We start from the raw sequence: 26546 nt of genomic DNA on the forward strand, positions 1-26546 counted from the left end.
TTTTCGATTTATTTAAAGTTTCAATCATCAACAGCTTAAATAAATTTTAAATTCAGTGCCTTCTCCTAATTTAGAGCGCACCTCAATTTTCCCCTCATGTTTTTCAGTGATAATTTGATGGGCGATCGCCAATCCGAGTCCAGTCCCTTTACCGACTCCTTTCGTGGTGAACAAATGGTCAAATATCCGAGATTGAACAATTTCTGGCATGCCTTTACCATTATCAGAAATCCGAATTTCGACAATGTTTTCTTCAGCCAAATAAGAAGTTTGAATAGTGATCACCGGAGTATCTTTTTCGACCATTTCAGATGCTTTTTCTTGAGTAACTTCGTCAAACATATCAATCGCATTCGCCAAAAGATTCATGAAAACCTGATTGATCTGTCCAGGAAAACATTTAATCTCTGGCAAATCACCGTAATGTTTCACCACTTTAATCTCAGGGCGATCGTCATTTGCCTTCAGACGATACTTGAGAATTAATAACGTACTATTTAACCCTTCATGCAAATTCGCGCTGATCTTATATTTCTTATCCGCACGGGAAAATGTCCGCAAACTTGTACTAATATCCATAATACGATTTGCGGCATTGACCATGGAATTAAGGAGCTTTGGAAAGTCTTCTAAAAGAAAATCAAGATCAATATCTTCGGCCTCTTTTTTGACTGCAGCATTCGGTGGATGTTGCGCATGATAAAGCTCTAAATATTCAAACAAATCCTGCATATACTCTTTGACATTATTGACGCTCCCATTCAGAAATCCAACGGGATTATTGACCTCATGGGCAACACCAGCGACTAGATTACCTAGCGACGCCATTTTTTCCCCTTGAATAATTTGCAGATTAAGTTGCTGTAGCTCTAAATCTGCTTGATGACGTTCAATTGCAATGCGTGCCAGATAGGTTGCAACTTCCGTTAATTGGCGATCATGCTGTGTAAATTGGCTAGGTTCAGGCTGATACATGGCCAGAGTGGCTAACACTTGACCCTCAGATCCCAAGATTGGTGTCGAAGCACAAGCTCGCAACCCAAAATCTAAGGCTAGTTGAACAAAATCAACCCACAACGGATCTGTAGCAATATCTGTCACCGTGACAGAAGCTTTGAAATAGGCAGCAGTACCGCAGGAGCCAACCTTTGGCCCAATCGCCAGACCATCAATTATTTTGTTGTATTCAGGAGGTAAGCTTGGGCCAGCACCATGACGCAAACGACCTTCGGCATTGAGCAATAAAAACGAGCAATAGGCAGGATGAGGACTCTGGCTTTCAATATATAAAGCTATTTCATCTAAAATTTCTGCTAAAGATAAACCTTGGGCAATAAGTGCCAAAATTCGCTGCTGACCTTGGGAAAGTGCAACGGTTTCTTCGAGTTCTTGGGATGTTTGTTGGGCACATTGGAGCGCTTGCTCTAATTCTTTGTAGAGTAAAGAATTTTGAATAGAAATCGCAGCCTGGGTACAGAGAAAATTCAGGATTAAGATACGTTCTTCTGTAAACACACCACTGGTGTAATTATTGTTGAGATATAAAACGCCAATAAGTTGACCTTGGTTGAGCACTGGCAAACATAAGGCATTTTTGGGTTGATGCTGACTGAGATAGTCTCCAATTACTGGTAAGTCAGTTTGTAGATTCTCAAGGAGAACAACTTCCTGGGTATTTTTGACATACTGAATCAGTTTGACAGGCACATCTGGATTATTGGTTAGTGGGTCTGAGCAAAGATAGGTTTCTTCTTTCGTGGCGATCGCCCGAACCTGCGACTCTTCTGTTTCATCGAGCAAGACCAAAGCACAACGATCAGCACCAGAGTTTTGCAAAATAATTTGGGTTAGATAGCGTAACAATTCATCCAGTTGAATAGTACCGGCCAAGACTTGGGAAGCTTTCAGAATGCTGACGAGATCAAGAGTTTGATTAAAGCTGGGACTATTAAAATTCTGATGGATAGTCGTATAAATCGAGTCTGTTTGCCCAGGCAGTGTGGTCAAAGGAGTGAGCACGTCTCCTAAGGTTGTAGATGAGTCAATTACAGGTCGTAAAAGATTCGAATAGTGCGTTTCCAACTCCGAGATCTTTGCCCTTGCCCCCCAGCGCGAGTAACAATAATAGGCATCTTGCATATAGCTGGCAGCGATTTTCTCTTTCCCCCAGCCCAGATAAAATTTTGCAGCCAATTCATTCGCAAGGGCTTCTTCTTGGGTAAAACCATTCGTCTTCGCACCGGCGATCGCCAAATCATAATGGTCAATCGCTTCTGCTTTTTGTCCTAAAATACGGCTTTTCTCTGCTGTCACTAAATCAACTTTATGTTGATAATTCATGGGGGCATGTTTAGCCCAATATCGCTGCAGTTGCACTTGATTTTGGCCCACGCGACTTAAGGCTTCCGGTAAAGACTTTGAGGCGTTATTTAACTCTTCATCTGAGACTAAAGCCAAAGCGATGAGCGAATCATAAAAATAGAAGGCTGGCTCAACAATCAGACCAGTGACAAAACTTGAACATTGCCTTGCCTGCGCGGCATAGTCCTGTGCAATCTCAATATCTGCAAAGAGATAGCACAGCATCATTTTATAAATCGAGAACAAGCACGAAGTCAGTAAATTCTTGCTAGCAGCAAGTTGTGCAAGAAACTTTGTTTCTTGAATGACTTCACCCGAAAGAATTGTCGGTTCTTCCCCTTCGCCCATCAAATTCAACATGGTTTGCCAACAAAGCTGCGACCAGATTGCCGATGAGCTTTGGTTCATCTGAAGCAGAACGTCGCAATAAGCTCGCACATCTTGTTCAACATTGGTGAGGGGTTGGCCGCTCCAAAATGAATTGACACAGAAAATATAAGCGTTATAGCCAGCCATCTCCTGATTTCCAAGCTCTAAACCCTTGGTATACCCGTCTTTGAGGAGAGGCAGCGTTATCGTCAATGGCGCATTACGCAGGACAATAAAAGACCCAAGCAGCAGTAAAATTTGTGATTCAACAGCCTTCGCTTCAGGTTTGCCCATCAGTTGTCGAGCCAGTTCGCCAAATTTTACACCCGTCGCCACATCCTGCAATAAGTTACAAGAAATCAAACCATAGGATGCGTAAATTGCAGCGGATGTTGTAGTATTCCCATGCTGAATCGAGCATTTTACAGCAAGAGCCACCAGTAACGGATATAGCGGTGAACCACAACCATAAGCTGCTGATAAAAGGCTATTGGCCAGTTCAACAATCGCTTTAGTTTCAGGGACAGTCATGGTCGGTAGATGAATCAACTCATCGATTTCCCGCTCACCCAATAAGGCTTTAATATCGGCGATCGCCTGTTGCGTATCATCAGGCGTGGGTTCCTCAGGAAATGTCACCTCCAACTGTTCCAGGAGATAGACACCCGTAGCCAAGGCTTGAGCCGCTTGCCCTTGAGCCATTAGTGCCTGAATTTTTGTGAGATACACACTGACTTGATCAGATAGCAACTGCGCTTTCGCAACGACAACCTGAAAATGACTTTCCATAGCTTCAACATCGCCACCCAGAGATGCCAACTCAGCCGCCAGCTGATTCAGTTTAAGACTAATGTCATAGTGCCGTTGCCAAGCTAAATCTCCCAATAGCGCTAATCCGATACGGGCATATTCTCGACCAGATGAATAGGCAGTGGAAGCCCTAGCACGTTCACAAGCAATCAAGTTCAAACGGGCAAGTTCATCGCGTTTTGCTTGCTCAGTGATTAGTGGGATTCCTTGGTTTAATTGTCCAACTAACTCAAAAATGCGATCGCCATGGGTCGTGGCTGGAATTTTTTCGAGGAGCAATTTCCCAATCTGATAATGGGTTGTTGCTCTCTCGTCATCCGGAATCATCGAATAGGCAGCCTGTTGTACTCGGTCGTGCAGAAAGCGATAGCGAACCGCAGTTTCTGGGGAAGATGCCACTATCAGACTATTGGCAGGAGGCTGTTCATCCTGTTGGAAAAACTTATAATTTTCGTTTTCGGGAAGGATCAACCCTTCCTGGAGCGATCGCCACAAATCCACGGCCACATCATTGGGAGGGCGATCGCAGACAATTGCTAGCGTCTCCAAATCAAACTGATTACCGATACAAGCCGCAACTTTTAAAATCTCTTGCGTTGCCGGAGCCAATTTCTGCAAGCGCCGCACCACAAACTCCACCACATCATCTGTGAGGGCAAACTGTTGAATTTTCGCGAGGTCACACTGCCAATACCTCGCCGTCATATCAAAGGTGATCAGATTTTCATCGTGTAGACCTTGCAAAAATTGGGTCGAGAAAAAAGGATTCCCTTGAGTTTTCTGATAAATGAGTTCTGCCAAAGGTGTCGCCAATTTGCTCGAACATTGCAGCGTATCCGAGACCAAATGATTAATATGCTCTGGCGCCAGAGGATTTAAAGTCAGCGTATGAATATTCGGTTGAAAGTACTTAATATCATCCAATGCCAACATCAACGGATGAGCTGGAAAAACCTCGTTATCTCGATACGCTCCTAATACGAGTAGACAACCCATTGCCGGCTCTGTCATCAGTAATTTGAGTAAGCCCAAAGAGGCAAAATCGGCCCACTGCAAATCATCGAGAAAAATAACTAAAGGATGCTCTGGTGTGGTGAAAACAGCGATAAATTTTTGGAAAAGGAGATTAAAACGATTCTGCGCCGCATTCCCTGCCAGTTCAGGAATCGTGGGTTGAGCACCAATAATTAATTCCAGTTCAGGAATCACATCAATTAAAACCTGTCCACCTTCACCCACCGTAGCAAGGATTTTAGTTTTCCATTGCTCTAGCTCACGATCTGAGCCACTCAACAGTTGATTCACCAAACTCCGAAAAGCTTGCACAAAAGCACTAAACGGAATATTGCGATTGAATTGATCGAACTTACCCTGAATAAAATAGCCTCGCTGCCGCACGATGGGCTTATGTGCTTCGTTAATCACGGCAGTTTTACCAATCCCCGAAAATCCAGCCACCAGCATCAGTTTCGAGACACCTTGAGCAACTTCTTCAAAAGCATCTAGCAGTGTTTGCACTTCTGGTGCTCGCCCATAAAGCTTTTCGGGAATTAAGAAGCGATCGCCTAAATCCCGTTGCCCTAAATCAAACACTGTAATTTCCTGCTGCGATCGCCATTGCATGAGACAGTTTTCGAGATCATATTTAAGGCCAGAAGCACTTTGATACCGGTCCTCTGCATTCTTCCCCATCAGCTTCGCCACAACGGCTGCTATCATCGACGGAATCTCAGACCGAACCTGATCCACAGCCTTGGGCAACTGAGTCATATGGCAATGAATCAACTCAAGCGGATCATCACTGGCGAACGGTAATTGACCCGTCAGTAATTGATAGAGGCTAACCCCCAAAGAATAAAAATCCGTGCGATAGTCAATGGCACGGTTCATACGACCCGTTTGCTCAGGGGCAAGATACGCTAATGTCCCCTCGATGCTTCGGGGACTTTGGATTGTTTGGGTTTCTTTCGGTAATAACGATGCGATACTAAAGTCAATCAGTTTGACCTGCTTCGAGTCAGGATGGATCAGAATATTGGCGAGTTTAATGTCTTTATGAATGACTCGGTGCTGATGTAAGTCATGGAGAATATCGGCCAGCTGAATAGCAATTTCAAGAATTTCTGCCAAACTCAAAATTTGCTGCTCAGCATATTGCGAGAGAGAAATACTCCCCACATCCTCCATCACCAGCCCATAGCCATAACCATAGGGTTCCAGGCTAAGAGATTGGACAATGCCTGCAACTGGCAAATTTTTGGTAATAGTGTATTGGTTCCGAAACTGGACTAATTCTGCAAAACTTGGATACTCATGAGAAAGCACCTTAATGGCGACAGGCTGCTGAGTTCCATCAGCCACGGCTTTATATACAGTCGTCCGAGTACCTCGATAAATCGTTTTAACGAAGGTATAGCCGGGTAATTTTTGGGTTATAGCTTGGTTGAAAACGCTAGTCATCTGCGGGATTTTGAGATCAGGTCGTTTTTTTGCGTAGTTTAATGAGATGCGATCCCAAGGTTAATTTGGCTCACGATTCAACTTCGGCACGCTCAAGCCGCATCACTAGGATATCTCGCAGAATACAAGATCTCATCCCGGTATATACGTGAAGTTACTGCAAATTTTTTGGCCTAGAAAATACAAGCAATTCAATATGAGGTTTAGATTGTAATATCTCAGCGATCGCTACTGAAAAGTAATACCACCCCAATCACAGCAGGACAGGATGATATTACTCAGTTATATTTGATTTCTAGAAATGATTAGCGAGCAAGAGATAAATCTGTCAATCTTGCATGATGTTGCAAAAGGCTATGGCTGCTTAATTCTATTTTATTCAACCTCGAAAAATAAAAAGCTTGAAATACTCAGTATCAAAAGAGCATTTGCAGACAAAATATAAACAATATATTTCAGTAATAGCAGAGGCCAAATAGCCTTGATTTTTGACACATTTTGATAAAAATCATTAACTTTATATCTAAAAAACTCAGATGTTAATTTAGCGTAAGTGCAATACTTGTAACTATTCAGGGAAACAGGATGGAAATCACCGCAGGCTTGATCAAGCTTAAGCCCAATTCTTCTGAACAATTTAAAGATTGGCATTTCAAGTTAAGAGGATGTCTGAAAAGTCTTTATGTTCGATAAATACTGCGTAAATTCCGCCAGGTTGATCGCCTGAAGTACTTATTTTTACGTGCAACTCATTTCGACAAAAGTTACGGTCAGACCCTTTTCAGACATCCTCTTAATCTAAAAAACTAATTTTGTATTTTGACTGTTTAATTAAAATCTTAAGGCTATGTATCTATCGATGAATCAGTAGCCCACTATAAACATTTTCTTAGATCACTTTGTAATCAAGCAAAACAACTCCATTATCGTAAATTTTGCGATCGGTCAGCTCTAAAGCTGTTTGTTGAATCATTCCAGAGAAAAGTGGAATACCTGATCCCATCAAAAAAGGATTTACTTTCAAAATAAGCTGATCAATTAAGTGGTTAGAGAAAAGTGTAGTAGCTAAATTTCCGCCGCCACAAAGCCAAATTCCTTGACCTGATTGATTTTTTAGGTTTTTTATAAATTCGATCGCGTTTTCTGAAATCAGCTCAACATTTTTGTCTGGGCTTTGCTGCATACTCTGTGAAAAGAGATATTGTTTCATATGTGAGTAAGGACTTGTGATGCCATCTTGTAAACCGACCTCATAAGTTTTGCGGCCCATAAGAACAATATCAAACTGTTTGTTTTTGGCCTGAATACCCATTAAGTCTCGTAGATGAGATGGAACAGTTTCAGGAAAAGACGCAAATAATTCTGTGAAATATTCAACATCTTGGGAAAAGCCACCATGTGAACCGTCAGTGTGTGCAATAAATCCATCAACGCTACAGGCTACAAAATACGAAAGTATTCGCACTTCTCTTTCCTCTAATACTTAATTATTTTTTTTGCAAGTATTTTTTCTCACCAAAAAGTTTTTTTAGCTATCTTTTTTATAGGTAGATTAGCAGCTTAAATAACAAATCACTGAACAAATTATAAATAGTTTTTAGATCAACGATAGAAATTAAATTTATCATAGAAAAATGACGTGTTTTTTTTCTAAGAATCCTTTATCTTGCTGCTTCCGTTCTTTGGCTTAATTAATGATAAAGCTTAGGAATTTGTTGATTGGGAAAACTTACTTTCCAAAATTTTCTCTAAGTCACTATCTAGAGGTTTTGGCATTTGTCGCTTTCTCATATCAGCCCAAACTAAGAGAGGAATTCGCTCGGCAGCCCAATCTTTATCAGCGCCCAATTTGCCATCAACAGGATGAAAAACAAAGACTCCTCGATTATTTTTGTCCAAAGAAAAAGAATAACGAGCAATGAAAATGTCATTCCATTCACCAGTCGCAGTGTTATAGATTTGACAACTATCTGGAGTGCTGGGATCACGGTCTTCATCGAAAGGGCGAGTCTGAAATACTGACCATGATTTGTACAGATTGACAATTTCTTTTTTGAGCAAAATGACAAACAGTGGCACGATAACTGTGCCTATCCAAAAATTTTCGAATGCGGACATAATCCCAATCTCCAGTCTCTTCGTTGCCAGCATAGTATTGCAGGATTTGGATTCGGCTATAAAAGGAGAAAATTCTTTGAGATTTTCGTAAAGGAACTGTTACAGATAAGAGTTTAATGTTCCGAAATAGTGAGCGATCGCCTCAAAAATTCAAATGTATGGACAAAATCGATAAACTACAATCGAGACAGAACGCAAAGAGTAGAGAGATATGACTCTGGCAACTTACAAATGGACTGTGGAGAATTACCATCAGGCGATTGATGCAGGTCTATTTGCAGATGAAGCAGTTGAGCTATTACGAGGAAATTTAGTTGTTATGTCGCCAGAGCGAGAGTCTCACGCTTATTACAATAGCGAGATCAGCGACTACCTAAGAGCATTACTGGGCGATCGCGCGAAAGTTCGGGATGCGCACCCAATTACCTTGCCGAACAATTCTGAGCCAGAACCCGACGTGGCGATCGTGCAGCCTTTGGGGCGAGAGTATTTGCAGCATCATCCCTATCCTGAAAATATTTTTTGGCTGATTGAATGCTCCCAAGCCACTCTCACCAAAGATTTAACTGAAAAGAAAGCGATCTATGCAGAAGCGGGTATTCAAGAGTATTGGGTCATTGATTTACAAAATCACCAATTAATTGTGTTTAAAGATCTGAAAAATGCTTCATATATTACTAAGCAAACTTTCACCATAGGAATAATTTCCCCCATTAGTTTTCCCGATCTAGAGATTTCTGTCATGAAGCTTCTGGATTAGGGACAAACATCAATGCATCATTACTTTTAAGTTTTCTTATACTTGATTTTCATATTTTGAGATAAATGCACTTACAAGAAGAAGATCTTATTGGCAAAACCGACAAGATTGAGATATTCAATAATATTGGTCATTGGTATGAAGAAGAAAATACTTCGGATGCTCATATCATTAATCTAGAAGGTCGTTTGACCGTACAACTTGAAGTAAGTCCAACTCCTAGAATTTATTGGGAATTTGAGAAAGCACGAGGTACGGATAATTTAAGTCCTCGCCCATCTTCCAATATTCAATTAACTTCTTGGGATGGTGCAGAGTCTCAGCTTATTATCAAGAATCCTCGTCCTAACTCTTGGATTAGTGGCCGCCAAGTAGTTTCTGGATATGCCAAGTCAGTTGAATATGGAGATCCAGATCACCAAGCTCATTATTTTAAATTTTACCTGCCTAACACTGATTTCATAAGAGTAGCTCTTAAACAAGGACTAAATATTATTAGAAATCAAATGCCCAATAGCGAATTCTGGGCCCAAATAAGAGATGGTTGGAATCTCAGCCTAAATACCACTCAAGATGCCATAGATTGGCTTGACCCACAGTCTCAGAATAGAGGCTCAATGATCACTTTAAGTATCGGTTTATTTCAAGATGCTCAGAGAAACCGACAGATCACTACTCAATCCATATCTGAGCTACAGACTCTTTCTTTACGAGAAGCGAAAAAAATTGTAGATAAATTATGCCTGCTACTATCCTATGCTAACGGTGGTTCTGTCGCCCCAATTTATAGTTCTGCTGTTCAATTCTTTGCAGATGAAGGTGACGTCAACTTACAAACAGTAGCAAGTATTTGTGAAGTATATCCAGTCATAAAACCACAGGAAGAAATAGGGATTAGTTTCCTAGCAGATTATGGCATCAAAGATGTACTTACTCTTATTGAGAATTTCACTAGATTTGAAACTATGCATCAAACTTCTCATTGGCAGAAAAAATGGGGGCTTATCTTGGAGTGGTATTTTCAAGCCATACCTAAAGCTGGTGGCAGACAAAAGAATAAACACCCCTCTATTCTTGCCAATGTCTTGGGTACATTACTGGAAAATGTATGTCAACTGATTCTTGTCAAGGATCAACTTATTAGTAATGGGAAATACCAAGACTTAGGAGCGGTAAAACGAATCCGTGAGTTACAAAAAGAAATGGGTATTATCCCCTCTCAAGACATAGAGCTATTTAATAAGATAAGGACAAACTCTACTCACGCAAAGCAAAAGACGATTGAACGTGATGGCATTAAACTCAGCGGCTTACAGGAGTATGAAGTAATACAGCAAGCAATCCAATGGGTAGAAGAGATGATTTTATGGCGACTAGGTTATTCTGGAGCTCACCGTAGCCGCTCTTTACGGGAGGAAACAACCATAACTCCTCGATATAGCTTTGAGAAGCGTAAAGCAAAATGGGATGAGTAATCTGATCGCCCTTCACGCATCCCGATAAATTCTACGGAATGTCACAATAGATGCAGTAAAGTTTGTAAAGCGAAAATTTTTCTGTAAACCCATGTCTAGTGTGCCTCCTGTCTTGAGCGGAAGTGAAATCCGGTCGAAATTTCTAAACTTCTTCAATGAGCGGCAACACCCTATTCTTCCCAGTGCCTCCCTTGTGCCGGAAGATCCGACGGTGCTGTTAACCATTGCCGGAATGTTACCTTTTAAGCCGATTTTCCTTGGACAGCAGGAAGCACCTGCCCCCCGCGCCACGACTTCCCAGAAATGTATCCGCACCAATGACATCGAGAATGTCGGTCGGACAGCTCGCCACCATACGTTCTTCGAGATGCTCGGGAATTTTAGTTTTGGGGATTATTTCAAAAAGCAGGCGATCGCCTGGGCATGGGAACTCTCGACAAAAGTTTATAAACTAGACCCGAAAAATATTGTGGTCAGTGTCTTCCGGGAAGATAACGAAGCTTATGCAATTTGGCGTGACCAAGAAGGAGTCCCCGAGTCTCGCATTATTCGAATGGGCGAAGAAGATAATTTTTGGAAATCTGGCCCCACTGGCCCCTGTGGTCCCTGCTCGGAACTTTACTACGACTTCAAACCAGAGCTGGGAGACGAAAATATTGACCTTGAAGACGATGATCGTTTTATCGAGTATTACAATCTCGTTTTCATGCAATACAACCGCGACGCAGAAGGCAATTTAACACCGCTCGCCAAGCAAAATATTGATACGGGTATGGGTTTGGAGCGAATGGCGCAAATTCTTCAGCGTGTCCCCAACAATTACGAAACTGACCTTATCTTCCCCATCATCGAAACCGCAGCAAAGATTGCAGGCATCGATTACAAAACCTCTGACGACAAGACTCAAGTTTCCCTGAAAGTCATTGGTGATCATGTCCGTTCTGTCGTGCAAATGATTTCGGATGGCATCACCGCTTCCAATACAGATCGCGGCTATATTTTGCGTCGTCTAATCCGCCGGGTCGTTCGTCATGGTCGTTTAATTGGCATCGACGGTCAATTTATTAATCAAGTGTCTGAAACAGCAATTCAAATGCTTGAAGCCCCTTACCCTGAAACTCGTCAGCGGGAGACCTTTATTAAGCAAGAATTAGATCGCGAGGAAAAGAGTTTTCTCAAAACCTTGGCACGGGGTGAAAAGCTGCTGGCTGAAATTATTGCAAAGGGCGACAAACAAATTTCTGGTGTGGATGCGTTCACGTTGTTCGATACCTATGGCTTCCCTATGGAGTTAACTCAAGAAATTGCGGAAGAGCAAGGTTTAACCGTCGATGAAGCTGGTTATAAGCAAGAGATGACCAAGCAACAGGAACGGGCAAAAGCAGCTCACAAAACTATTGATCTAACGGTGCAGGGAAGTATTGATGCACTGGCGGAACATATTCATCCCACCGAATTTTTGGGGTATACCGACCTGAAATCTCAAGTAAAAATTGAGGCGCTTCTCGTTGCTGGAGAGCGTGTAGACACGGCAGAAGTTGGAGCAGAAGTACAGCTCATTTGTAATCAAACGCCTTTCTATGCAGAGTCCGGTGGTCAAATTGGCGATCGCGGGTATTTTTCGGGCGATAATCTCGTCGTTCGCATCAATGATGTGCAGAAAGAGTCTGGTTTCTTTGTTCACTACGGCAAAATTGAGCGCGGCACTTTAAACACCGGCGAGACTGTCACCGCAACAATCGATCGTGCTTGTCGTCGCCGTGCTCAGGCAAACCACACCGCGACACATCTATTACAAGCAGCCCTCAAAAATATTGTCGATGACTCTATTTCCCAAGCAGGTTCACTCGTAGATTTTGATCGTTTGCGCTTTGATTTCAACTGTCCTCGTGCCATCACCGCCGAAGAGCTAGAACAAATCGAGGACCAAATTAATACTTGGATTTCCGAAGCCCACGACACTCAAGTGGAAACCATGGCGATCGCCGACGCGAAGGCAAAGGGTGCAGTGGCAATGTTCGGCGAGAAATATGGCGCGGAAGTGCGTGTGGTCGATGTTCCAGGTGTTTCGATGGAACTCTGTGGCGGCACCCACGTGAATAATACGGCGGAAATTGGCCTCTTTAAAATTGTTTCTGAAACAGGTATTTCTTCAGGTATTCGTCGGATTGAGGCGATCGCCGGAGCATCGGTACTCGACTATCTCAAGGTGCGTGATCGAGTCGTCAAAACCCTCAGCGATAAATTTAAAGTCCAACCTGAAGAAATAACCGAGCGCGTTGACAATATTCAGGCTGAACTTCGCAATACCCAAAAGGAACTCGAAAAAGCAAAAGGTGAACTGGCGATCGCCAAATCCGAAGCCCTTGTGAGTCAAGCTGAAGCAGTGGGTGACTTTAAAGTGTTGGTGGAGAACATGGGCAACCTCGATGCCAAAGCCCTCCAAACCGCAGCAGAACGTCTCCAACAAAAGTTAGGAGAAGCAGCCGTCGTTCTTGCTTCGACACCTAGCGAAGGAAAAGTTTCATTAGTGGCAGCCTTTAGCGAAAGCATTTTCAAAGGCAAAAAGTTGCCCGCAGGTAAATTTATTGGCGGCATTGCCAAACTCTGCGGCGGTGGCGGTGGTGGTCGCCCGAACCTTGCCCAAGCAGGCGGACGAGATGCCAGCAAATTACCAGAAGCGCTCGAAACAGCCAAACAACAACTTCTCGAAACACTCAGTTAAGAGAACATAAGCTAAAACAAAAGGGTGGGGACAATTCCTCATCTTTTTTATTGCGAAAAAATCTGTAATACTCTGCACCCATGCCCCAAGCAGAATCCCGTATTGCCCTTCTGATTGATGCGGACAATGCCCCAGCCTCAAAGATTGATGTCATCCTTGCCGAAGTCGCAAAGTATGGTGTGGCGAATATTCGGCGTGCATATGGCAACTGGAAGAATCCGAGTCTCAAACCTTGGGAAGAATGCTTGCATGATTATGCAATTCAACCGATTCAACAGTTTGATTACACCAAAGGAAAAAATGCAACAGATGCCGCGTTAATTATTGACGCAATGGATTTGCTCTACACCCAAGAACTAGATGCTTTTGCCCTGATTTCCAGTGACTGCGACTTTACGCCATTAGTGATGCGGATTTTAACGAATGGCCTCAAAGTTTATGGCTTTGGGGAAAAGAAAACGCCGTCGCCTTTTGTTTCAGCTTGTTCTACTTTTTTGTATCTAGAAAATCTCAATCAGCCTGATGCAGACGACGCGAATAACAAATCAATTCCTCGCAAACCAGGCAATAAATTAAAACAGGACGCCAAATTAATGAATCTTTTGCGTGGGGCGATCGCCAACACCAAAGATGAAGATGGTTGGGCAAAACTTGGCTTAGTGGGAGGACATATTAAAAATCAAGCATCATTTGATTCCAGAAACTACGGTTACGCAAAACTCAGTGGTCTATTTGAAGCCATTGACTTATTTGAAGTTCGGCGCGAAAAAAATATTATTTCAGTACGCCGAAAAGATAAAAAATCTTGAGCAATAGCTTTCCAGTAATAGCGAGCCTCATCAATTGAGGCATTATCAATGGCTTGTGTAGCAATAGCAGATTCAGTTACTCATCGATTTCGAAGATAATCCTTATCGAATTATCATCTTCTCCCAAAGAAACTCACACGAAGATCATCTTCGTCTCAATATTTTCTTGGAAATACAGCTTTTTTGTCTCAGAGAAAACTTATGTTGTTTTTATAAACTAAGCGCAACTCCATTCGCAAAAGACAATCCAATGAGCTTTAAATACTTCGTCAACCGTGAAAGGCTAATTTTACGGATTATCCTTGCTATCTCTCTCTTTATGTGGGGATTTCAGAAAATCACAACGCCAGCAATGGATGCTGTCTATGTCAAAGATTTCCAACAATTAATCTTCCTTGATCCTCGGCTATTTTTGATTATCGCGGGTATTTGCCAAATTATTATGGCAGTTGGGCTCATTGCCGGTGTATATACGCGTTATATCGCCGCGATTTATGTGTTTATGGGATTGATGACGTTCGTCGTGCCGGGCTTCTTCACGATTGGGAACCCCTATAAATTCACCTATGGTCTAGTGATGGCAGGTGCTGGTTTGTCTTTAATGTTGACTGGGGCAGGTTTCCCAAGTTGGGATTCAAAGCAAATGCGTCAACAGCGTTTACAAGAAGTCGAATAATAAATCGATTTTACAAATTCTCACCAAAATAAACCCTGACTTTAATATTTAAAGTTGGGGTTTTAGTGATTTATTCATGAACGATTCAGGCGATCGCCCCCAATTATTAAATTGGTTTCATCGGCGACATTGGCCAAGCATCTAATTTCTCTGCTCAAGCTCTTCCACAGCTTTCTCAGTACGATCATGGGGGTCATCAAATCCTTTAGATGGCAAAACACCAATAATCACAGAGTTGATAGCAGACTTTGTATTTTTACTCGCACTTTTTAGAGGCTCTGGCAGGAGAACATCTCCCAAAAGAACAAAAAAGATCAGACCAGCAATTACAAGCTTAATCGTGTTATCTGTGCTGAGAAACTTAATACGCATTATTTTTACCTCAAGAGAAGACCCAGATGGTTCATGCAGATATTGAATGCCATACCTACTACCTATTTTGCATCGTATATCAGGAACTCGGCCTCTGTTATCGGTCAAAACTTGGAAGCCATTGTGAAGTATTGGTGAATATTGATTAAGGTAACTCTGTAGACACAAGCGCAAAGATCTGAATTCTATAATTGACAGCAGCAATTTTGAGCAATTGAGAATTTGGACTTATCGACTCAACTTAACGCTAAAATTTTTTCCGGCGATCGCCACAAAATCACCATCAATAGGAATAAATACACCAATGACGAGTGTAATTTGTTGACAACCCTTCAGCGAAACGAAGAATATGACAGAAGACTGCCGCAAAACGAAACCATATTTCCAAGCACCATGATCAAACTGTTCAAATATTTCTGCGCCGTTGTGCTGGCGATCGCCATCAGCTTCAGTAGCAACCAGAACGCATGGGCATTACCGAGCCAAACCTTCACCATTGCAGCCCTTGCCCAAGGCGATGCAATCACAGACCCAGAAGCAATCCTGCGCTACGCTCTGCCTATCGAAAATAAGCAAATTCGTCGCCTGCAAGACAGCATGGAATTTATGAATAAAGATCTCCGTGCTAAACGTTGGGGACCGATTGCAAGCGCAGCGAAAAAAGCGGGTCGTGCCGCAAATATTGGCAAAGACAAAATCCTAGACGACGTAGTTGAAGATTTTCGTCCCCAAGCCGAAACATTACTCACTGAAATTTCAGAAGACGTAGAAGTCATTCGTGAAGCAATTAAAGAACAAGATCGCGAAACGATCTGGACAAAGCGCAGTGAAATCCTCACCGATGTTGGCATCATCGAAGAGAACATGATCGGTGAATATCCCACCACCATCCCCCCAGAGTTCGACAACCTGCCTCGCTTACTCGGTCGCGCCACCGTTGAAATGAAAACAACCCAAGGTGACCTAACCATTGTGCTCGATGGCTACAACGCACCAATTAACGCTGGAAACTTCGCAGATCTTGTGAAACGTGGTTTCTATGATGGTCTACCTTTTATCCGTGCAGAAGATTTATACATCCTTCAAACTGGTGATCCTGAAGGCGCGGAAGTTGGCTTTATCGATCCGAAGACCAAGGAATATCGCGCCATTCCCATGGAGATTATGCAGAAGGGTGACACCGAAGCGACCTACGAATTTACCCTCGAAGACCTTGGTATTTATCTCCCCGACATTAATCTTCCCTTTAATGCCTACGGTGCTTTAGCTTTGGCTCGTCCCACTGAAGACGTGAATGGCGGTTCCTCTCAAGTCTTCTTCTTTAAGTTTGATACAGAGCTTTCCCCTCCTGGATTTAATCTCATGGATGGTCAGTACTCTATCTTTGGCTACACCACCAAAGGCAAAGATGTTCTCGAAGCGCTAACTAAGCAAGACAAGATTATTTCTGCCAAGATTATCAAAGGTGCAGAAAACCTTGTTTCTTCTAGCTAAATTAGGAACTCGATAGTTTTTTAAACCATCAATCCTAAAAACAAAACACCCCACCAAAATTTAGTTCGTGGGGTGTTTTTTAGATCTAAAGCTCAAAGACTTTAGGTGAAGCGCATTTCTTAATCGGGCCTACATGCCGCCGTCCGTGAGGGCACCGCGATAGCGAGCATCACCAAAGCCAAGAATTGGGTAAAAGATATATGGCAAGAATAATAAACCAAAGCCATATCCCATACCTTTTCCAAACGAGTTAGCGACCCAGAATGGCAATAATACAATCATGACGATATTGACAATCGGCACAATAAATAGCACAGTCCACCATCCAGGCTTCCCGACAATTTGCATCATGACATACAAATTATAGATAGGAACCAGACATGCCCAGCCGGGCTTACTTGCTTTGACGAAGACTTGCCACATGCTTGCGATGACGGCAATAATCACCACGAGTTGTAACAGTGAAATCAGTTTATCCATAGGTGTTCTCTCTTTAAAAATTCAAAAATCAGCTCGTATCGCACCATTATTCTAGGATTTTGTTATTTCTGAACACCAAAAGTTTACGTTGTGTAATAGGGCTTTTATTAGAATTTCTTCTCATACGGATCAAGGGATGGGGTTGAAGGGTGAGGCGATCGCCACCATTTTTCAAGAAATGATGATTGATTTACGTTGGGTATTGTGATGTTTTCTGCCGGTGCCAAAATTCTATTGCTAGCATAGGGAAAGTAAAGTCCTAGCGCATTTTTGAGCATTTACAATGGTTTTTCTGGCTGAAGTCGCTGAAATCTCGATCAAGGCAAATTTGCAGCAATTTGTATTGGTTTTATCGATATCGCTCACGGTTGCAACCTTTTCAAGGATTTTTAGTTGGCTCAGACAAATTCCCTACACGTTGCTATTGGTTATTGTGGGCTTGGGCTTAGCGTTTGTGGATGTGCGTCTGGTCAATCTTTCACCCGCACTGATTTTAGAAATTTTCTTGCCGCCATTATTGTTTGAGGCAGCGTGGAATATTCGGTGGCGGGAATTGCAAAAGCAATGGTTGCCGATTGGGTTATTTGCGCTGGCTGGGGTGGCGATCGCCATCTTCGGTATCGGGTTTGCACTAAGCCAATGGACCAATCTCGCCTTAAGTTCCGCATTATTGGCTGGGGCCGCTCTCTCTGCAACAGACCCTGTATCGGTTGTCGCATTATTCCGAGAATTGGGTGCCAGTAAAAAACTGACCGTCGTGATGGAAGGGGAAAGCCTTTTCAATGACGGTGTAGCAGTTGTCGCATTTTTGCTGTTAGTGGGTATTCCGCTGGGTGCCCAAAGCTTTTCGATGTCGGCAACAGTGGCTACATTTTTGAGTTTTGTCGGGATTGGCGTTGGGTTAGGATGCCTAATTGGTTACGGTATTTCGTTTTTGACACAACGATTTGATATCCCTCTCGTTGAGCAATCGCTTACCTTAGTTTCTGCCTATGGCACGTACCTTTTAACGGAAGAGTTGGGCGGTTCAGGCGTAATTGCGGTGGTCACAGTCGGAATGATTTTAGGCAATTTCGGCTCTAATATCGGCATGAATCCCCGTACCCGCCTTGTAGTCTCAGAGTTTTGGGAATTCCTCGCCTTTTTTGTGAATTCGATTGTTTTTCTACTGATCGGCGATCAAGTCAACTTTGCGAGTCTCGGCGAAAGTCTGGATCTGATTTTTGTGGCGATCGCCTCGGTATTGGTGACCCGTGCCATTTCAGTGTTTGGCTTGGGTTGGATCTCGAATCGATTTAGTAAAGATCCCCTGAGTTTATCGGAACAAGTCGTATTGTGGTGGGGCGGTTTACGGGGATCTGTGTCCATTGCCGTCGCCCTGAGTGTGCCTGTGGTGCTAGGCGATCGCCAAGAAATTATCAATATCATTTTTGGAGTGGTGCTCTTCACCCTACTGGTACAAGGATTGACCACCCAGTTCGTGCTCGAAAAATTAAATTTGATTGGTGACCAACCTCTCCGCCAAGAATATTCCGAGTTATTGGCACGACGGGTGGCATTGCGACGAGTACTTGACTATCTAGGTCGACTCGATTTGGCACCGGATGTCGATGAAGAGTTTTATAACTATGAGCGCGATTTGGTAAAAGCGGAATTGCGTACCCTCGACGAAAAAATCGAAAAGCTCAAAGTTAAGCACCCACCACTCAGGGAGCTGGATATGCAGCAATTGCGGGATACATTGCTCGACATTGAAGCAGATACCTATGCCGAATTCATTCGTGTTGGCCGCCTAAACAAAGATCTCTCGCCCCTCCTCCAAGAAATCCTCGTCAAGTCTACAGAGCGAGAATTCCGCGGTTAATTCAGGCGATCACTACCATCTGAGTGCTCCTAACCACCTTTGGCAAAACAAATCATCACAATAAAAGAAAGCGCCAGGCCGGGAGCGAGCAAGGTGACAAGTGTCGTTAATTCTGTGCCAGACATAAAAAATTTCCTCGATGGAAGCATCATGGTTCCCACGTTAAAACCCTTTATTGATCGCTAGCCTGAAGCATCACAAAAACTTAATCTCCCCGTTATCAAACCGCTAAATTAGGCTGTATCTAAGATGTGCTAGATCTCAATCGTAATTTTAGGCAGTTCACTATGGCGACAGGAATCAGGATGCTGGGAGATCAGTTTTCCCATGGGCAAGCCGCACGATTACAGCAGCAGCACGAGAAAGAAAATCCACCAGTCATCCTCATTGAATCCAGCGATTACCCCCGACAACGCCTCTAGCATTACCAAAAATTAATGTTGCTCTGGTCAGCGATGCGCCACCTCGCAGAAGAATTGCGCGAAGACAATTGGCAAGTGAACTATGCGATCGCCGCAAATTTTCTGACTCCCTTAAGAAAACTGGATTCACACTCACCAGATTTTAGAATTACTCATCATGCAACCGGGCGATCGCTCCTTTGCAGCATTTCTCAAAACTCTCGACTTAGATTGCCCCATCAGATTTATTGAGAATAACCATTTCCTCTGGGCATGCGAAGAATTTCGGACTTGGGCGACAGGACGCAAACACCTTGTCCTCGAAGACTTTTATCGAGCGAGCCGCAAACGTTTTGACATCCTCATGGACAAACAAAACCAGTAGGCGACAAATGAAATTTTGACAAAGACAACCGTCACCCTCAAAAAAAATTAATCCTCCCACACCTCAATGGTTTGAACCCGATACGATCACCCAATCTGTCATTGATCGCATTACATCACTAAACCTGAAGGGCTATGGCAATATTAAGCAGTTTCGATAGGCTGTCACTCATCCCCAAACCCAGCAAGTTTTCCAACATTTTTTAGCAAAAGGACTTGAAAAAATTCGGACATTTCAAGATGCAATAGTCGAAGGAGAAGACATACTCTAGTACTCTCTAATCTCACCATACGTAAATATAGGGTTATTACAGCCGCTAGATTTTGTTCAAATTGTCGAGGTAAAGCAAATAGATAGCAATTTCTTATCAACAATATAGAAGGCTTCATTCGACAAATTTTGGGGTAGCGAGAATATCTTTATGACATCTATCATCATGTCGATGTAGACTATCCACAAAAAAACATTTCAATAACCCAAACCCTTTCCCTGATTACTTTTGGAATAGCTCTAAAACAGATTGAAACTGCATCAAACAGACCCTTTCCCAAACCGAACGTACAAGCTATGCTCATCACATTTAACGATTAATGATCTTGAGTGATTTTGCACTGATTGTTGGTATCAATCCCCAGGACTTAGAAGCATGGTTTCATGCCGCTTTTATCGATGTCTACGACTGGGTGATGCAAACAAATGTGATTGGCATGGGTCAATTTGCTGATGGTGGAATTCTCGCAAGCAAACCCGATGCATCATCCGCAAACTATATTAATAAAATGAGTAATTATTGTTCGACTTGTCGCTACAATAGGAGCGATCGCTACGGCGAAAAAGCCTGTCCTTTCAACACTTTCTACTGGGATTTCCTTGATCGCCATCAGGAAAAACTCCGGTCACAGGGGCGCATGAACTTAATTTTAAAAAGTTTAGAGCGTATGGATGCAGCAGAACTTTCTCAGATTCGACGACAGGCTAAGCAATGGCGAGAACGGTTGCGCCCCGAGATTTCACAGTGAAATATCACAATATTTCCTAAGCTCGATCAACTGTTTATACGGATGCATTTGCGTTTAACCCATTCACTGTTTTAAAAACGGTTAAGTTGCCCATGACCGACAGTTCACCATCTTTAGCACAGCATCTAGAGCAAGACCATAAGGCTTTAATGGCCAAAATTTATGGTGGGTCTGAAGCACGACAACGCATTGCGCTAATCGAAAAGTTATTAGCAATCGGAGCCGCTCTCTCCAGTGCACATGACCTTGGCGAACTTTTGCAATTAATTTTGGTCAAGTGTTGTGAAATCACAAAAAGTGATGCGGGGAGTATTTATCTCCTAGATTCACGGGACACAGATAATCCCAAACTAATTTTTAAAGCGGCTCAAAATTTTTCTCTGCCGGATATCCCTTTTAAAGAATTTTCATTGCCATTAAATCCAAAAAGTCTGGCTGGCTATGTGGCGATTACCGGAGAAACTCTCAGTATTGAGGATGCTTACAAGCTGCCTGACGAGTCTCCATATCATTTTGACCGAGGTTTTGATCAAAAGTTTGACTACCGAACTTGCTCCGTGTTGGTGCTGCCGATGCAGGATCAAAAGGCCAATACCATCGGTGTACTGCAATTAATTAACCGCAAGATCGAAAGTGAAGTTAAAATCACGCCCGAAAATGCGCTGCACATGACGCAATCCTATTCGATGTGGGAAGAAACTATTTTGCGATCATTGGCCTCCCAAGGAGCAATTTCGATTGAACGTAATTTGTTACAAGATGACATCGAAAATCTGTTTGAAGGGTTTGTCAAAGCATCGGTAAAGGCAATTGAATCCCGTGATCCAACCACCTCAGGACATTCGGAGAGGGTGGCCCTCCTAACGGTTGGGTTGGCAGAGGAAGTATCGCGAATTTCCCAAGGAACACTCCGACAAGAATATTTCGGCGATCGCCAACTGCAAGAGATTCGATATGCGGCACTGCTCCATGACTTTGGCAAGATTAGCGTCCCAGAAGCAATTTTAAATAAACGTCAAAAGCTCTACCCTGGCGACCTTGAAGTGATTCGCCAACGGTTTGCTGTGGCCAAACGCACACTGCAATGGGAATGCGCCCAGCAAAAGTTTCAATATTTAGTAGAACATCCCCATGCCCACACTGAAGGCACATCCGCTTGTCCTCACTGTGAGAAGATCCAAAAAATGGACCATGAGGTCGAGGAAACCCTTGATCGACTGGATTATCATCTCGCCCTCATCGAGCAATTTAATGCCCCTGAGGCGATCGCCACAAAAAAGTTTGAGATTTTATCAGAACAAGTTTTTCGTGAATTTACAAAGCTGGCAAAATATCGATATCGGGATGTAGACGGCAAACTCAAGCCGATTGTGAACGAAGCGGATCTCGAACAACTTTTACTCCCACGCGGCAATTTAAATCCAGCAGAACGACAGGCGATTGAATCCCATGTCAGTCAAACCTACGAATTTTTAAAAGAAATTCCTTGGACAAAAGAACTCAAAAATGTCCCTCATTTCGCCTATGGTCACCACGAAAAACTGGATGGCACAGGCTATCCTCGTGGTCTCAAAGGTGACGAAATCCCGATCCAGACTCAGATGATGACGATCGCCGATATTTACGATGCCCTCACCGCCGCTGATCGCCCTTACAAAAAACCCTTACCAGTGCATGTGGTGATCAGAATTTTACGGGAAGAAGTCGACAGAAATCACCTTAATGACGATCTGGTACAGGCCTTTGTCAATCGCAAAGTCTTTCGGGTTTTAGGCCATTCTCTCTAAGACTTTGACAGCTTTAGGAATCCCAAGTTCCTTCAGCCAAAACAACGTCAAGTTGCAGGTAAAATTATTGATGAAACCCATAGTTTAAGCAGGTCAATGAGCAAGCAAGTTATCCGCATTATTATCATCGCCATGATTATTCTGTTGGCACTGCCAGTATTGATTGCACCAGCTTTCTCAGCAGAGCTACCCGATGGCGCACAGGTTTTTGAATCCACTTGTGCAGGCTGTCATGTCAATGGTGGCAATATTATTCGTCGTGGTAAAAATCTTAAGCAACGAGCCATGGAAAAGTATGGCTTTACATCTGTCGAAAACATTACAGAGATTATCAATAATGGTAAAGGTAGTATGTCTGCCTATGGCGATCGCCTCACCGCAGAAGAAACCCAAGCTGTTTCCGAATACGTTCTTACCCAATCCCAAAAGAACTGGAAAAACTAGACCCTAGCTTTAAACCCTAAAAATCAAAGTAAATATAAGGCACATTCCCTTCTGGTGCGAAAATCCACACGACGTAAAAACACAGAGGCACAAATGCGAGTTTCAAAGCCCAGTTGAGATTCAATTGCCAACGTCGTTGAATCAAATATGCAAGACCCATCCCAATGCTGATCAACCCCAACAAAAGCACAAAATACGAACGTCCCATATTGAGACCTTCAAAATAAATCTTTTGGCCAAACTGAATATCGCCTTGATGTTTCCAGAAATGAGAGAGCAATAAGTTTGCCTGCTGACCATCGGGCAATCGGAATGGAATCCAGGCCATAAATACCAAAATTTGTGTTATCCCCCAAGCCAAAACAGTGCCGGGTATAGACTCCCAGAAGCGTTTGATAAGAGAGAATTTTCGGGCGATCGCATCCCCAAGCCGATGAATTGCTAGACCAGCACCATGAATACAACCCCAGAGCACATACCCCCAAGCTGCACCATGCCAAATACCGGCGAGAAACATCACTAGAAATAAATTAAAACAAGTGCGCATCAACCCTTGACGAGAACCCCCCAGAGGGAAATAGAGATAGTTACGTAGCCATTCCCCAAGGCTCATATGCCAGCGCCGCCAGAAATCTGCCAAGCTCGTCGAAAAATACGGGAAGTCAAAATTAACAGGGAGATTAAAGCCCAGTAGCTTTGCACTCCCCATTGCTAAATCGACATAGCCGCTGAAATCAAAATAAAGCTGTAGACCATAAGCGATCACAAAAAGCCATAGATCACCGCTACCTGCTCGGTCTAGATTATTGACACATAGCTCCACATAAACGCCGAGATTGTCAGCAATCAGAACTTTTTTAAACGCACCGCTGGCAATAAGCCATAGACCTTCCACACCCTGATCAAAAAAGAGATGGGGTTTACCTTTGGTTTGGTTATCGAAATAGTGAAAACGGCTAATCGGCCCCGACAAAATCTTCGGGAAAAATAACTTATAACTGCTGAAGTGGCTAAAGGAAAGAGTTGCAGGAGCACCGCGATACACATCAACCAGATAGGAAATGCACTCAAATGTGAAGAACGAAATCCCCACTGGTGCAATCAGATTTTCTTCCAGCACCATGGCCACATCCGTTGCCCAGGGCATATCCAGAAAGGTATTTAAATTTTCCAGCGTGAACGGCACATATTTAAAACCGAACAGGATAAATAGATTTAGAAAAACACCCAATATCAGCAAATACAATGCTTGGCGATTCCAGAAACTTGGCGATCGCCCACTCTTTTTCAGACGTTCACTCTGCCTCAGCTGCGCATAAATTAATCGCCCAACAATATAGTTGACCGTCGTTAAACCAAGTAACAACGGTAAAAATTGCGGCTGCAATAGCGCATAGAAACCCAGACTTGCGATCAGCAAAATCCAGACCCGCAACGTTGGCAACAACGTCCCCAAACCCCAATAGCAAATTAAAGTTCCCAGTAGGAAACAGGCATACGAAAAAGAAACCAGTTTCATCGGAGCAATGGCAAGAAAATCAGATTCACTATATCAGGGACGACGATTAGTACCCCTCTCCCGGATTAAATGGCTCAACAATTTCCACTTCCACCGCTTTTTCTTGTTCTTGTTCAGGCTCAACTTCCAAATCAACCACCACAGGAACAGACACAGGCTCAAGCTCAGGCAATGCGATCCGTTGCGGTACTTCCTTCTTAACAAGATCTGGCATCGGTTCAGCCTTATCCAGCCAGTAATCTGCCACAGGCAATGTGTGTTCGAGATCTTCCAGTAGGCGAGGAATAATCATCACGGCATGGAGTTCACCAATGCGCTCAGCTTCATGCATCCCTGCATCGATCGCCATCGCTACATTGGAAACCGTGCCTCGAATAATCGCTGTACACAATCCGTCTCCAATTGTTTCATAAGACGCAAGCTGAACATCAGCCGACTTAAGCATGGCATCAGCAGCGCCCACCATCGCCGGGAAGCCACGGGTTTCTAGTAAACCAATTGAACGATTGCTTAGGCGACTATAGCCGCGCTGCTCATGGGCAATCTCCACTAAATGACTGCCAATTGGGAAAATAGCTTCAAGATTTTCTAAAGGACGCGGAATCACTAATTTAGAAACATATTGATCAAATTGTGCTGCCGTTCTAGCACCTTCTTCTACCGCAAGACGTACATCAGCTGTTTTCCCTCGAACTACGGCCGTACAAAAGCCGGCACCAATTTTTTCATAGCCTACTAAAGTCACATCAGCGGACTTCAACATCATGTCGGCTGTACCCACGATCGCCGGAAAACTTTTTGTCGAAACCAAGCCCAAGGCAAAATCTCGAAACGGATGCTCTTGTTTGGCTGCTTGTTTCGGAAAACGTTGTAGGGATTGCCGACGGGCAGGAAAATTCATAGGGTCTGGAGAAAAGTTCGGTTGGGAACGCTCTGGCTTATGATTAAGTTTATCGGTCAAATACTGATTTACCTATCATTTTACGTTATCGCAATTCCCGCTCAGATTTATGATTGGACAACCACAACCCACAGGTGAAAAACTTTCTGAAGAGGCTGCTGCAGAATTATTCCGTTCACTGTTGCACAAGGAAGGGTCATGGGTTGACTGGGGAGTTGGCTGCCAGACGCTCCAAAAATGTGGCTATGGCACGATGGAAATCTTTGAGCAAACGGGTTTCCAGGGCTCCCACCAAAATATGATTATTGTGGCATCTCAGGTGTATCAGAGCATCGAAAAAAATGGGGGGTCTGCCGAATTGCTCGAGTATTGTCGAGGACCTCGCTCTGATGTGCTGTATGAGCTACGGATTTTAAATAATGAACAACGGGCGATCGCCGCTCAGGTTGCCAAGGATAAAAACCTAGAATTTGACGACGCGAAAGAACTCGCAAAATCGATCCAACATTTCCTGCGATTACCTCAAATCCCAGATGGCTTTACCGAACATCCCGGTGACGCTATGGCATACCAGGCTTGGCGGGCCGCCAAACAGAAAAAAGATTTACAAGGTCGTACCCGCTTAATCGCAAAGGGTTTACGGTTTGCCCATTCCCAAACCGCTCGCCAAAAAATTGAGCAACTTTTGAGTGATTTAACCGTTACCTCGACAAAAAACGCACCATTATTACCGCTTTATCGCTACGAAGATGAAAATAATGTGCCAGCTCTCCTCCCTGTTGCGGGGACTTTACCGCTCTCAGTCGAGACATTTAAACAGATCACAGCACTTCAACTCCAAGAGCCTTTTAATGTCGTTGAGGTTCAAGCCAATATCACAGTTGTCCCTCTCCCTTGTTGGCAAAGTGTTCTCACAGCTGAAGATCCAGTGGTGATCTTTCATCAAACAGATCAGCTGCCGCAGCCAATCCCCGGCAAACCGGAGCCTGTACTCGTCCTGATTGACCGCGCCAAGCTTGAGTGGAATGACAATAGTTATTTTGTGATCGCCGACAACGAGATGGTTAAATTAGGTTGGTTTGCAGAGCGACCGGAAGCAGAGATTATTGGCCAAGTGGTACTCATAATGCGTCCAAAGAAAATCTTTGACGAAAACAACCTCCATGAACCCTGGCAAATGGATGACTAAAAACTACTAGCATCGAGCAAAAGTAATCCCCATCAAATTACATTTACCAGAGAAAAATAAATAAAAACTAAATTTATATGACCAAACGGTGTATTTCGTACCATTCACTCCCCTGCCAAGTAAGTTAC

At 43.3% G+C, this 26546-nt stretch carries 18 protein-coding genes and 1 pseudogene; 11 read left to right on the forward strand and 8 right to left on the reverse strand.

Features of this window, described 5'->3' with window-relative positions:
* Positions 1–27: 27 nt before the first annotated feature.
* The 3 genes from LEPTO7376_RS08785 to LEPTO7376_RS08800 all read right to left on the reverse strand — a co-directional run bounded on the left by LEPTO7376_RS08785 (position 28) and on the right by LEPTO7376_RS08800 (position 8118).
* Positions 28–6000 carry an AAA family ATPase gene (locus LEPTO7376_RS08785; RefSeq protein ID WP_015133851.1) on the reverse strand — a complete coding sequence of 1991 codons (5973 nt, stop codon included), beginning with the start codon at positions 5998–6000 and terminating at the stop codon, positions 28–30.
* 889 nt (positions 6001–6889) lie between these two features.
* On the reverse strand, positions 6890–7465 hold the full coding sequence (locus tag LEPTO7376_RS08795) for a dihydrofolate reductase family protein (RefSeq protein ID WP_015133853.1): 576 nt from the start codon (positions 7463–7465) through the stop codon (positions 6890–6892).
* Positions 7466–7704: 239 nt separating this feature from the next.
* Positions 7705–8118, reverse strand: coding sequence for a hypothetical protein (locus LEPTO7376_RS08800; RefSeq protein ID WP_015133854.1), 414 nt, complete (start codon positions 8116–8118; stop codon positions 7705–7707).
* Between the two features lie 211 nt (positions 8119–8329).
* On the opposite strand from LEPTO7376_RS08800, the gene LEPTO7376_RS08805 reads away from it, so the two are divergent.
* From LEPTO7376_RS08805 to LEPTO7376_RS08825, 5 genes are all read left to right on the forward strand, one after another.
* On the forward strand, positions 8330–8878 hold the full coding sequence (locus LEPTO7376_RS08805) for a Uma2 family endonuclease (RefSeq protein WP_015133855.1): 549 nt from the start codon (positions 8330–8332) through the stop codon (positions 8876–8878).
* A gap of 65 nt (positions 8879–8943) precedes the next feature.
* A complete protein-coding gene (locus tag LEPTO7376_RS08810; protein WP_015133856.1) occupies positions 8944–10353 on the forward strand; it encodes a hypothetical protein in 1410 nt (469 codons plus the stop codon).
* 91 nt (positions 10354–10444) lie between these two features.
* Positions 10445–13078 carry an alanine--tRNA ligase gene (alaS, locus tag LEPTO7376_RS08815; protein ID WP_015133857.1) on the forward strand — a complete coding sequence of 878 codons (2634 nt, stop codon included), beginning with the start codon at positions 10445–10447 and terminating at the stop codon, positions 13076–13078.
* Positions 13079–13158: 80 nt separating this feature from the next.
* Positions 13159–13887, forward strand: coding sequence for an NYN domain-containing protein (locus LEPTO7376_RS08820; RefSeq protein WP_015133858.1), 729 nt, complete (start codon positions 13159–13161; stop codon positions 13885–13887).
* 250 nt (positions 13888–14137) lie between these two features.
* Positions 14138–14563: a DoxX family protein gene (locus LEPTO7376_RS08825; protein ID WP_015133859.1), complete on the forward strand. Its 426-nt coding sequence runs from the start codon at positions 14138–14140 to the stop codon at positions 14561–14563.
* 141 nt (positions 14564–14704) lie between these two features.
* On the opposite strand, the gene LEPTO7376_RS08830 is transcribed toward LEPTO7376_RS08825, so the two are convergent.
* Both LEPTO7376_RS08830 and LEPTO7376_RS26285 read right to left on the reverse strand, forming a co-directional pair.
* Positions 14705–14935 (reverse strand): hypothetical protein, encoded by a 231-nt coding sequence (locus LEPTO7376_RS08830; RefSeq protein ID WP_015133860.1) that lies wholly within the window; start codon positions 14933–14935, stop codon positions 14705–14707.
* A gap of 228 nt (positions 14936–15163) precedes the next feature.
* Positions 15164–15304 carry a hypothetical protein gene (locus tag LEPTO7376_RS26285; RefSeq protein ID WP_160148425.1) on the reverse strand — a complete coding sequence of 47 codons (141 nt, stop codon included), beginning with the start codon at positions 15302–15304 and terminating at the stop codon, positions 15164–15166.
* A gap of 24 nt (positions 15305–15328) precedes the next feature.
* Between LEPTO7376_RS26285 and LEPTO7376_RS08835 the strand changes: the two genes are divergently transcribed.
* Entirely contained in the window at positions 15329–16429 is a 1101-nt protein-coding gene (locus tag LEPTO7376_RS08835) for a peptidylprolyl isomerase (RefSeq protein WP_015133861.1), read from the forward strand.
* Positions 16430–16558: 129 nt separating this feature from the next.
* Here the strand turns inward: LEPTO7376_RS08835 and LEPTO7376_RS08840 are convergent, their stop codons facing one another.
* Positions 16559–16909 (reverse strand): DUF5684 domain-containing protein, encoded by a 351-nt coding sequence (locus LEPTO7376_RS08840; protein WP_015133862.1) that lies wholly within the window; start codon positions 16907–16909, stop codon positions 16559–16561.
* A gap of 283 nt (positions 16910–17192) precedes the next feature.
* Between LEPTO7376_RS08840 and LEPTO7376_RS08845 the strand changes: the two genes are divergently transcribed.
* The 4 genes and pseudogenes from LEPTO7376_RS08845 to LEPTO7376_RS08860 all read left to right on the forward strand — a co-directional run bounded on the left by LEPTO7376_RS08845 (position 17193) and on the right by LEPTO7376_RS08860 (position 22809).
* Entirely contained in the window at positions 17193–18773 is a 1581-nt protein-coding gene (locus tag LEPTO7376_RS08845; protein ID WP_015133863.1) for a sodium:proton antiporter, read from the forward strand.
* A gap of 287 nt (positions 18774–19060) precedes the next feature.
* A pseudogene (locus LEPTO7376_RS28670) lies at positions 19061–20578 on the forward strand (cryptochrome/photolyase family protein).
* Positions 20579–20670: 92 nt separating this feature from the next.
* The gene (locus LEPTO7376_RS08855; RefSeq protein ID WP_015133865.1) at positions 20671–22365 is read left to right on the forward strand and encodes an HD domain-containing phosphohydrolase; all 1695 of its coding nucleotides are present in this window, start codon (positions 20671–20673) and stop codon (positions 22363–22365) included.
* 96 nt (positions 22366–22461) lie between these two features.
* On the forward strand, positions 22462–22809 hold the full coding sequence (locus LEPTO7376_RS08860; RefSeq protein WP_015133866.1) for a c-type cytochrome: 348 nt from the start codon (positions 22462–22464) through the stop codon (positions 22807–22809).
* A 16-nt stretch (positions 22810–22825) separates the two neighbouring features.
* Here the strand turns inward: LEPTO7376_RS08860 and LEPTO7376_RS08865 are convergent, their stop codons facing one another.
* Both LEPTO7376_RS08865 and LEPTO7376_RS08870 read right to left on the reverse strand, forming a co-directional pair.
* Positions 22826–24328 (reverse strand): MBOAT family protein, encoded by a 1503-nt coding sequence (locus LEPTO7376_RS08865; RefSeq protein WP_015133867.1) that lies wholly within the window; start codon positions 24326–24328, stop codon positions 22826–22828.
* A 46-nt stretch (positions 24329–24374) separates the two neighbouring features.
* A complete protein-coding gene (locus tag LEPTO7376_RS08870) occupies positions 24375–25229 on the reverse strand; it encodes a carbon dioxide-concentrating mechanism protein (protein ID WP_015133868.1) in 855 nt (284 codons plus the stop codon).
* 109 nt (positions 25230–25338) lie between these two features.
* On the opposite strand from LEPTO7376_RS08870, the gene LEPTO7376_RS08875 reads away from it, so the two are divergent.
* Positions 25339–26418, forward strand: coding sequence for a RuBisCO accumulation factor 1 (locus LEPTO7376_RS08875; protein ID WP_015133869.1), 1080 nt, complete (start codon positions 25339–25341; stop codon positions 26416–26418).
* Positions 26419–26546 lie beyond the last annotated feature (128 nt).

This window comes from [Leptolyngbya] sp. PCC 7376, assembly GCF_000316605.1.
Classification (GTDB): Bacteria; Cyanobacteriota; Cyanobacteriia; order Cyanobacteriales; family MRBY01; genus MRBY01.

Excerpts from the sequence above, each read along its gene's own strand:
- LEPTO7376_RS08785 (WP_015133851.1), bottom strand. The coding sequence starts at position 6,000 with ATGACTAGCGTTTTCAACCAAGCTATAACCCAAAAATTACCCGGCTAT.
- LEPTO7376_RS08800 (WP_015133854.1), bottom strand. The coding sequence starts at position 8,118 with ATGTCCGCATTCGAAAATTTTTGGATAGGCACAGTTATCGTGCCACTG.
- LEPTO7376_RS08805 (WP_015133855.1), top strand. The coding sequence starts at position 8,330 with ATGACTCTGGCAACTTACAAATGGACTGTGGAGAATTACCATCAGGCG.
- LEPTO7376_RS08810 (WP_015133856.1), top strand. The coding sequence starts at position 8,944 with ATGCACTTACAAGAAGAAGATCTTATTGGCAAAACCGACAAGATTGAG.
- alaS (WP_015133857.1), top strand. The coding sequence starts at position 10,445 with ATGTCTAGTGTGCCTCCTGTCTTGAGCGGAAGTGAAATCCGGTCGAAA.
- LEPTO7376_RS08820 (WP_015133858.1), top strand. The coding sequence starts at position 13,159 with ATGCCCCAAGCAGAATCCCGTATTGCCCTTCTGATTGATGCGGACAAT.
- LEPTO7376_RS08825 (WP_015133859.1), top strand. The coding sequence starts at position 14,138 with ATGAGCTTTAAATACTTCGTCAACCGTGAAAGGCTAATTTTACGGATT.
- LEPTO7376_RS08830 (WP_015133860.1), bottom strand. The coding sequence starts at position 14,935 with ATGCGTATTAAGTTTCTCAGCACAGATAACACGATTAAGCTTGTAATT.
- LEPTO7376_RS08835 (WP_015133861.1), top strand. The coding sequence starts at position 15,329 with ATGATCAAACTGTTCAAATATTTCTGCGCCGTTGTGCTGGCGATCGCC.
- LEPTO7376_RS08840 (WP_015133862.1), bottom strand. The coding sequence starts at position 16,909 with ATGGATAAACTGATTTCACTGTTACAACTCGTGGTGATTATTGCCGTC.
- LEPTO7376_RS08845 (WP_015133863.1), top strand. The coding sequence starts at position 17,193 with ATGGTTTTTCTGGCTGAAGTCGCTGAAATCTCGATCAAGGCAAATTTG.
- LEPTO7376_RS08855 (WP_015133865.1), top strand. The coding sequence starts at position 20,671 with ATGACCGACAGTTCACCATCTTTAGCACAGCATCTAGAGCAAGACCAT.
- LEPTO7376_RS08860 (WP_015133866.1), top strand. The coding sequence starts at position 22,462 with ATGAGCAAGCAAGTTATCCGCATTATTATCATCGCCATGATTATTCTG.
- LEPTO7376_RS08865 (WP_015133867.1), bottom strand. The coding sequence starts at position 24,328 with ATGAAACTGGTTTCTTTTTCGTATGCCTGTTTCCTACTGGGAACTTTA.
- LEPTO7376_RS08870 (WP_015133868.1), bottom strand. The coding sequence starts at position 25,229 with ATGAATTTTCCTGCCCGTCGGCAATCCCTACAACGTTTTCCGAAACAA.
- LEPTO7376_RS08875 (WP_015133869.1), top strand. The coding sequence starts at position 25,339 with ATGATTGGACAACCACAACCCACAGGTGAAAAACTTTCTGAAGAGGCT.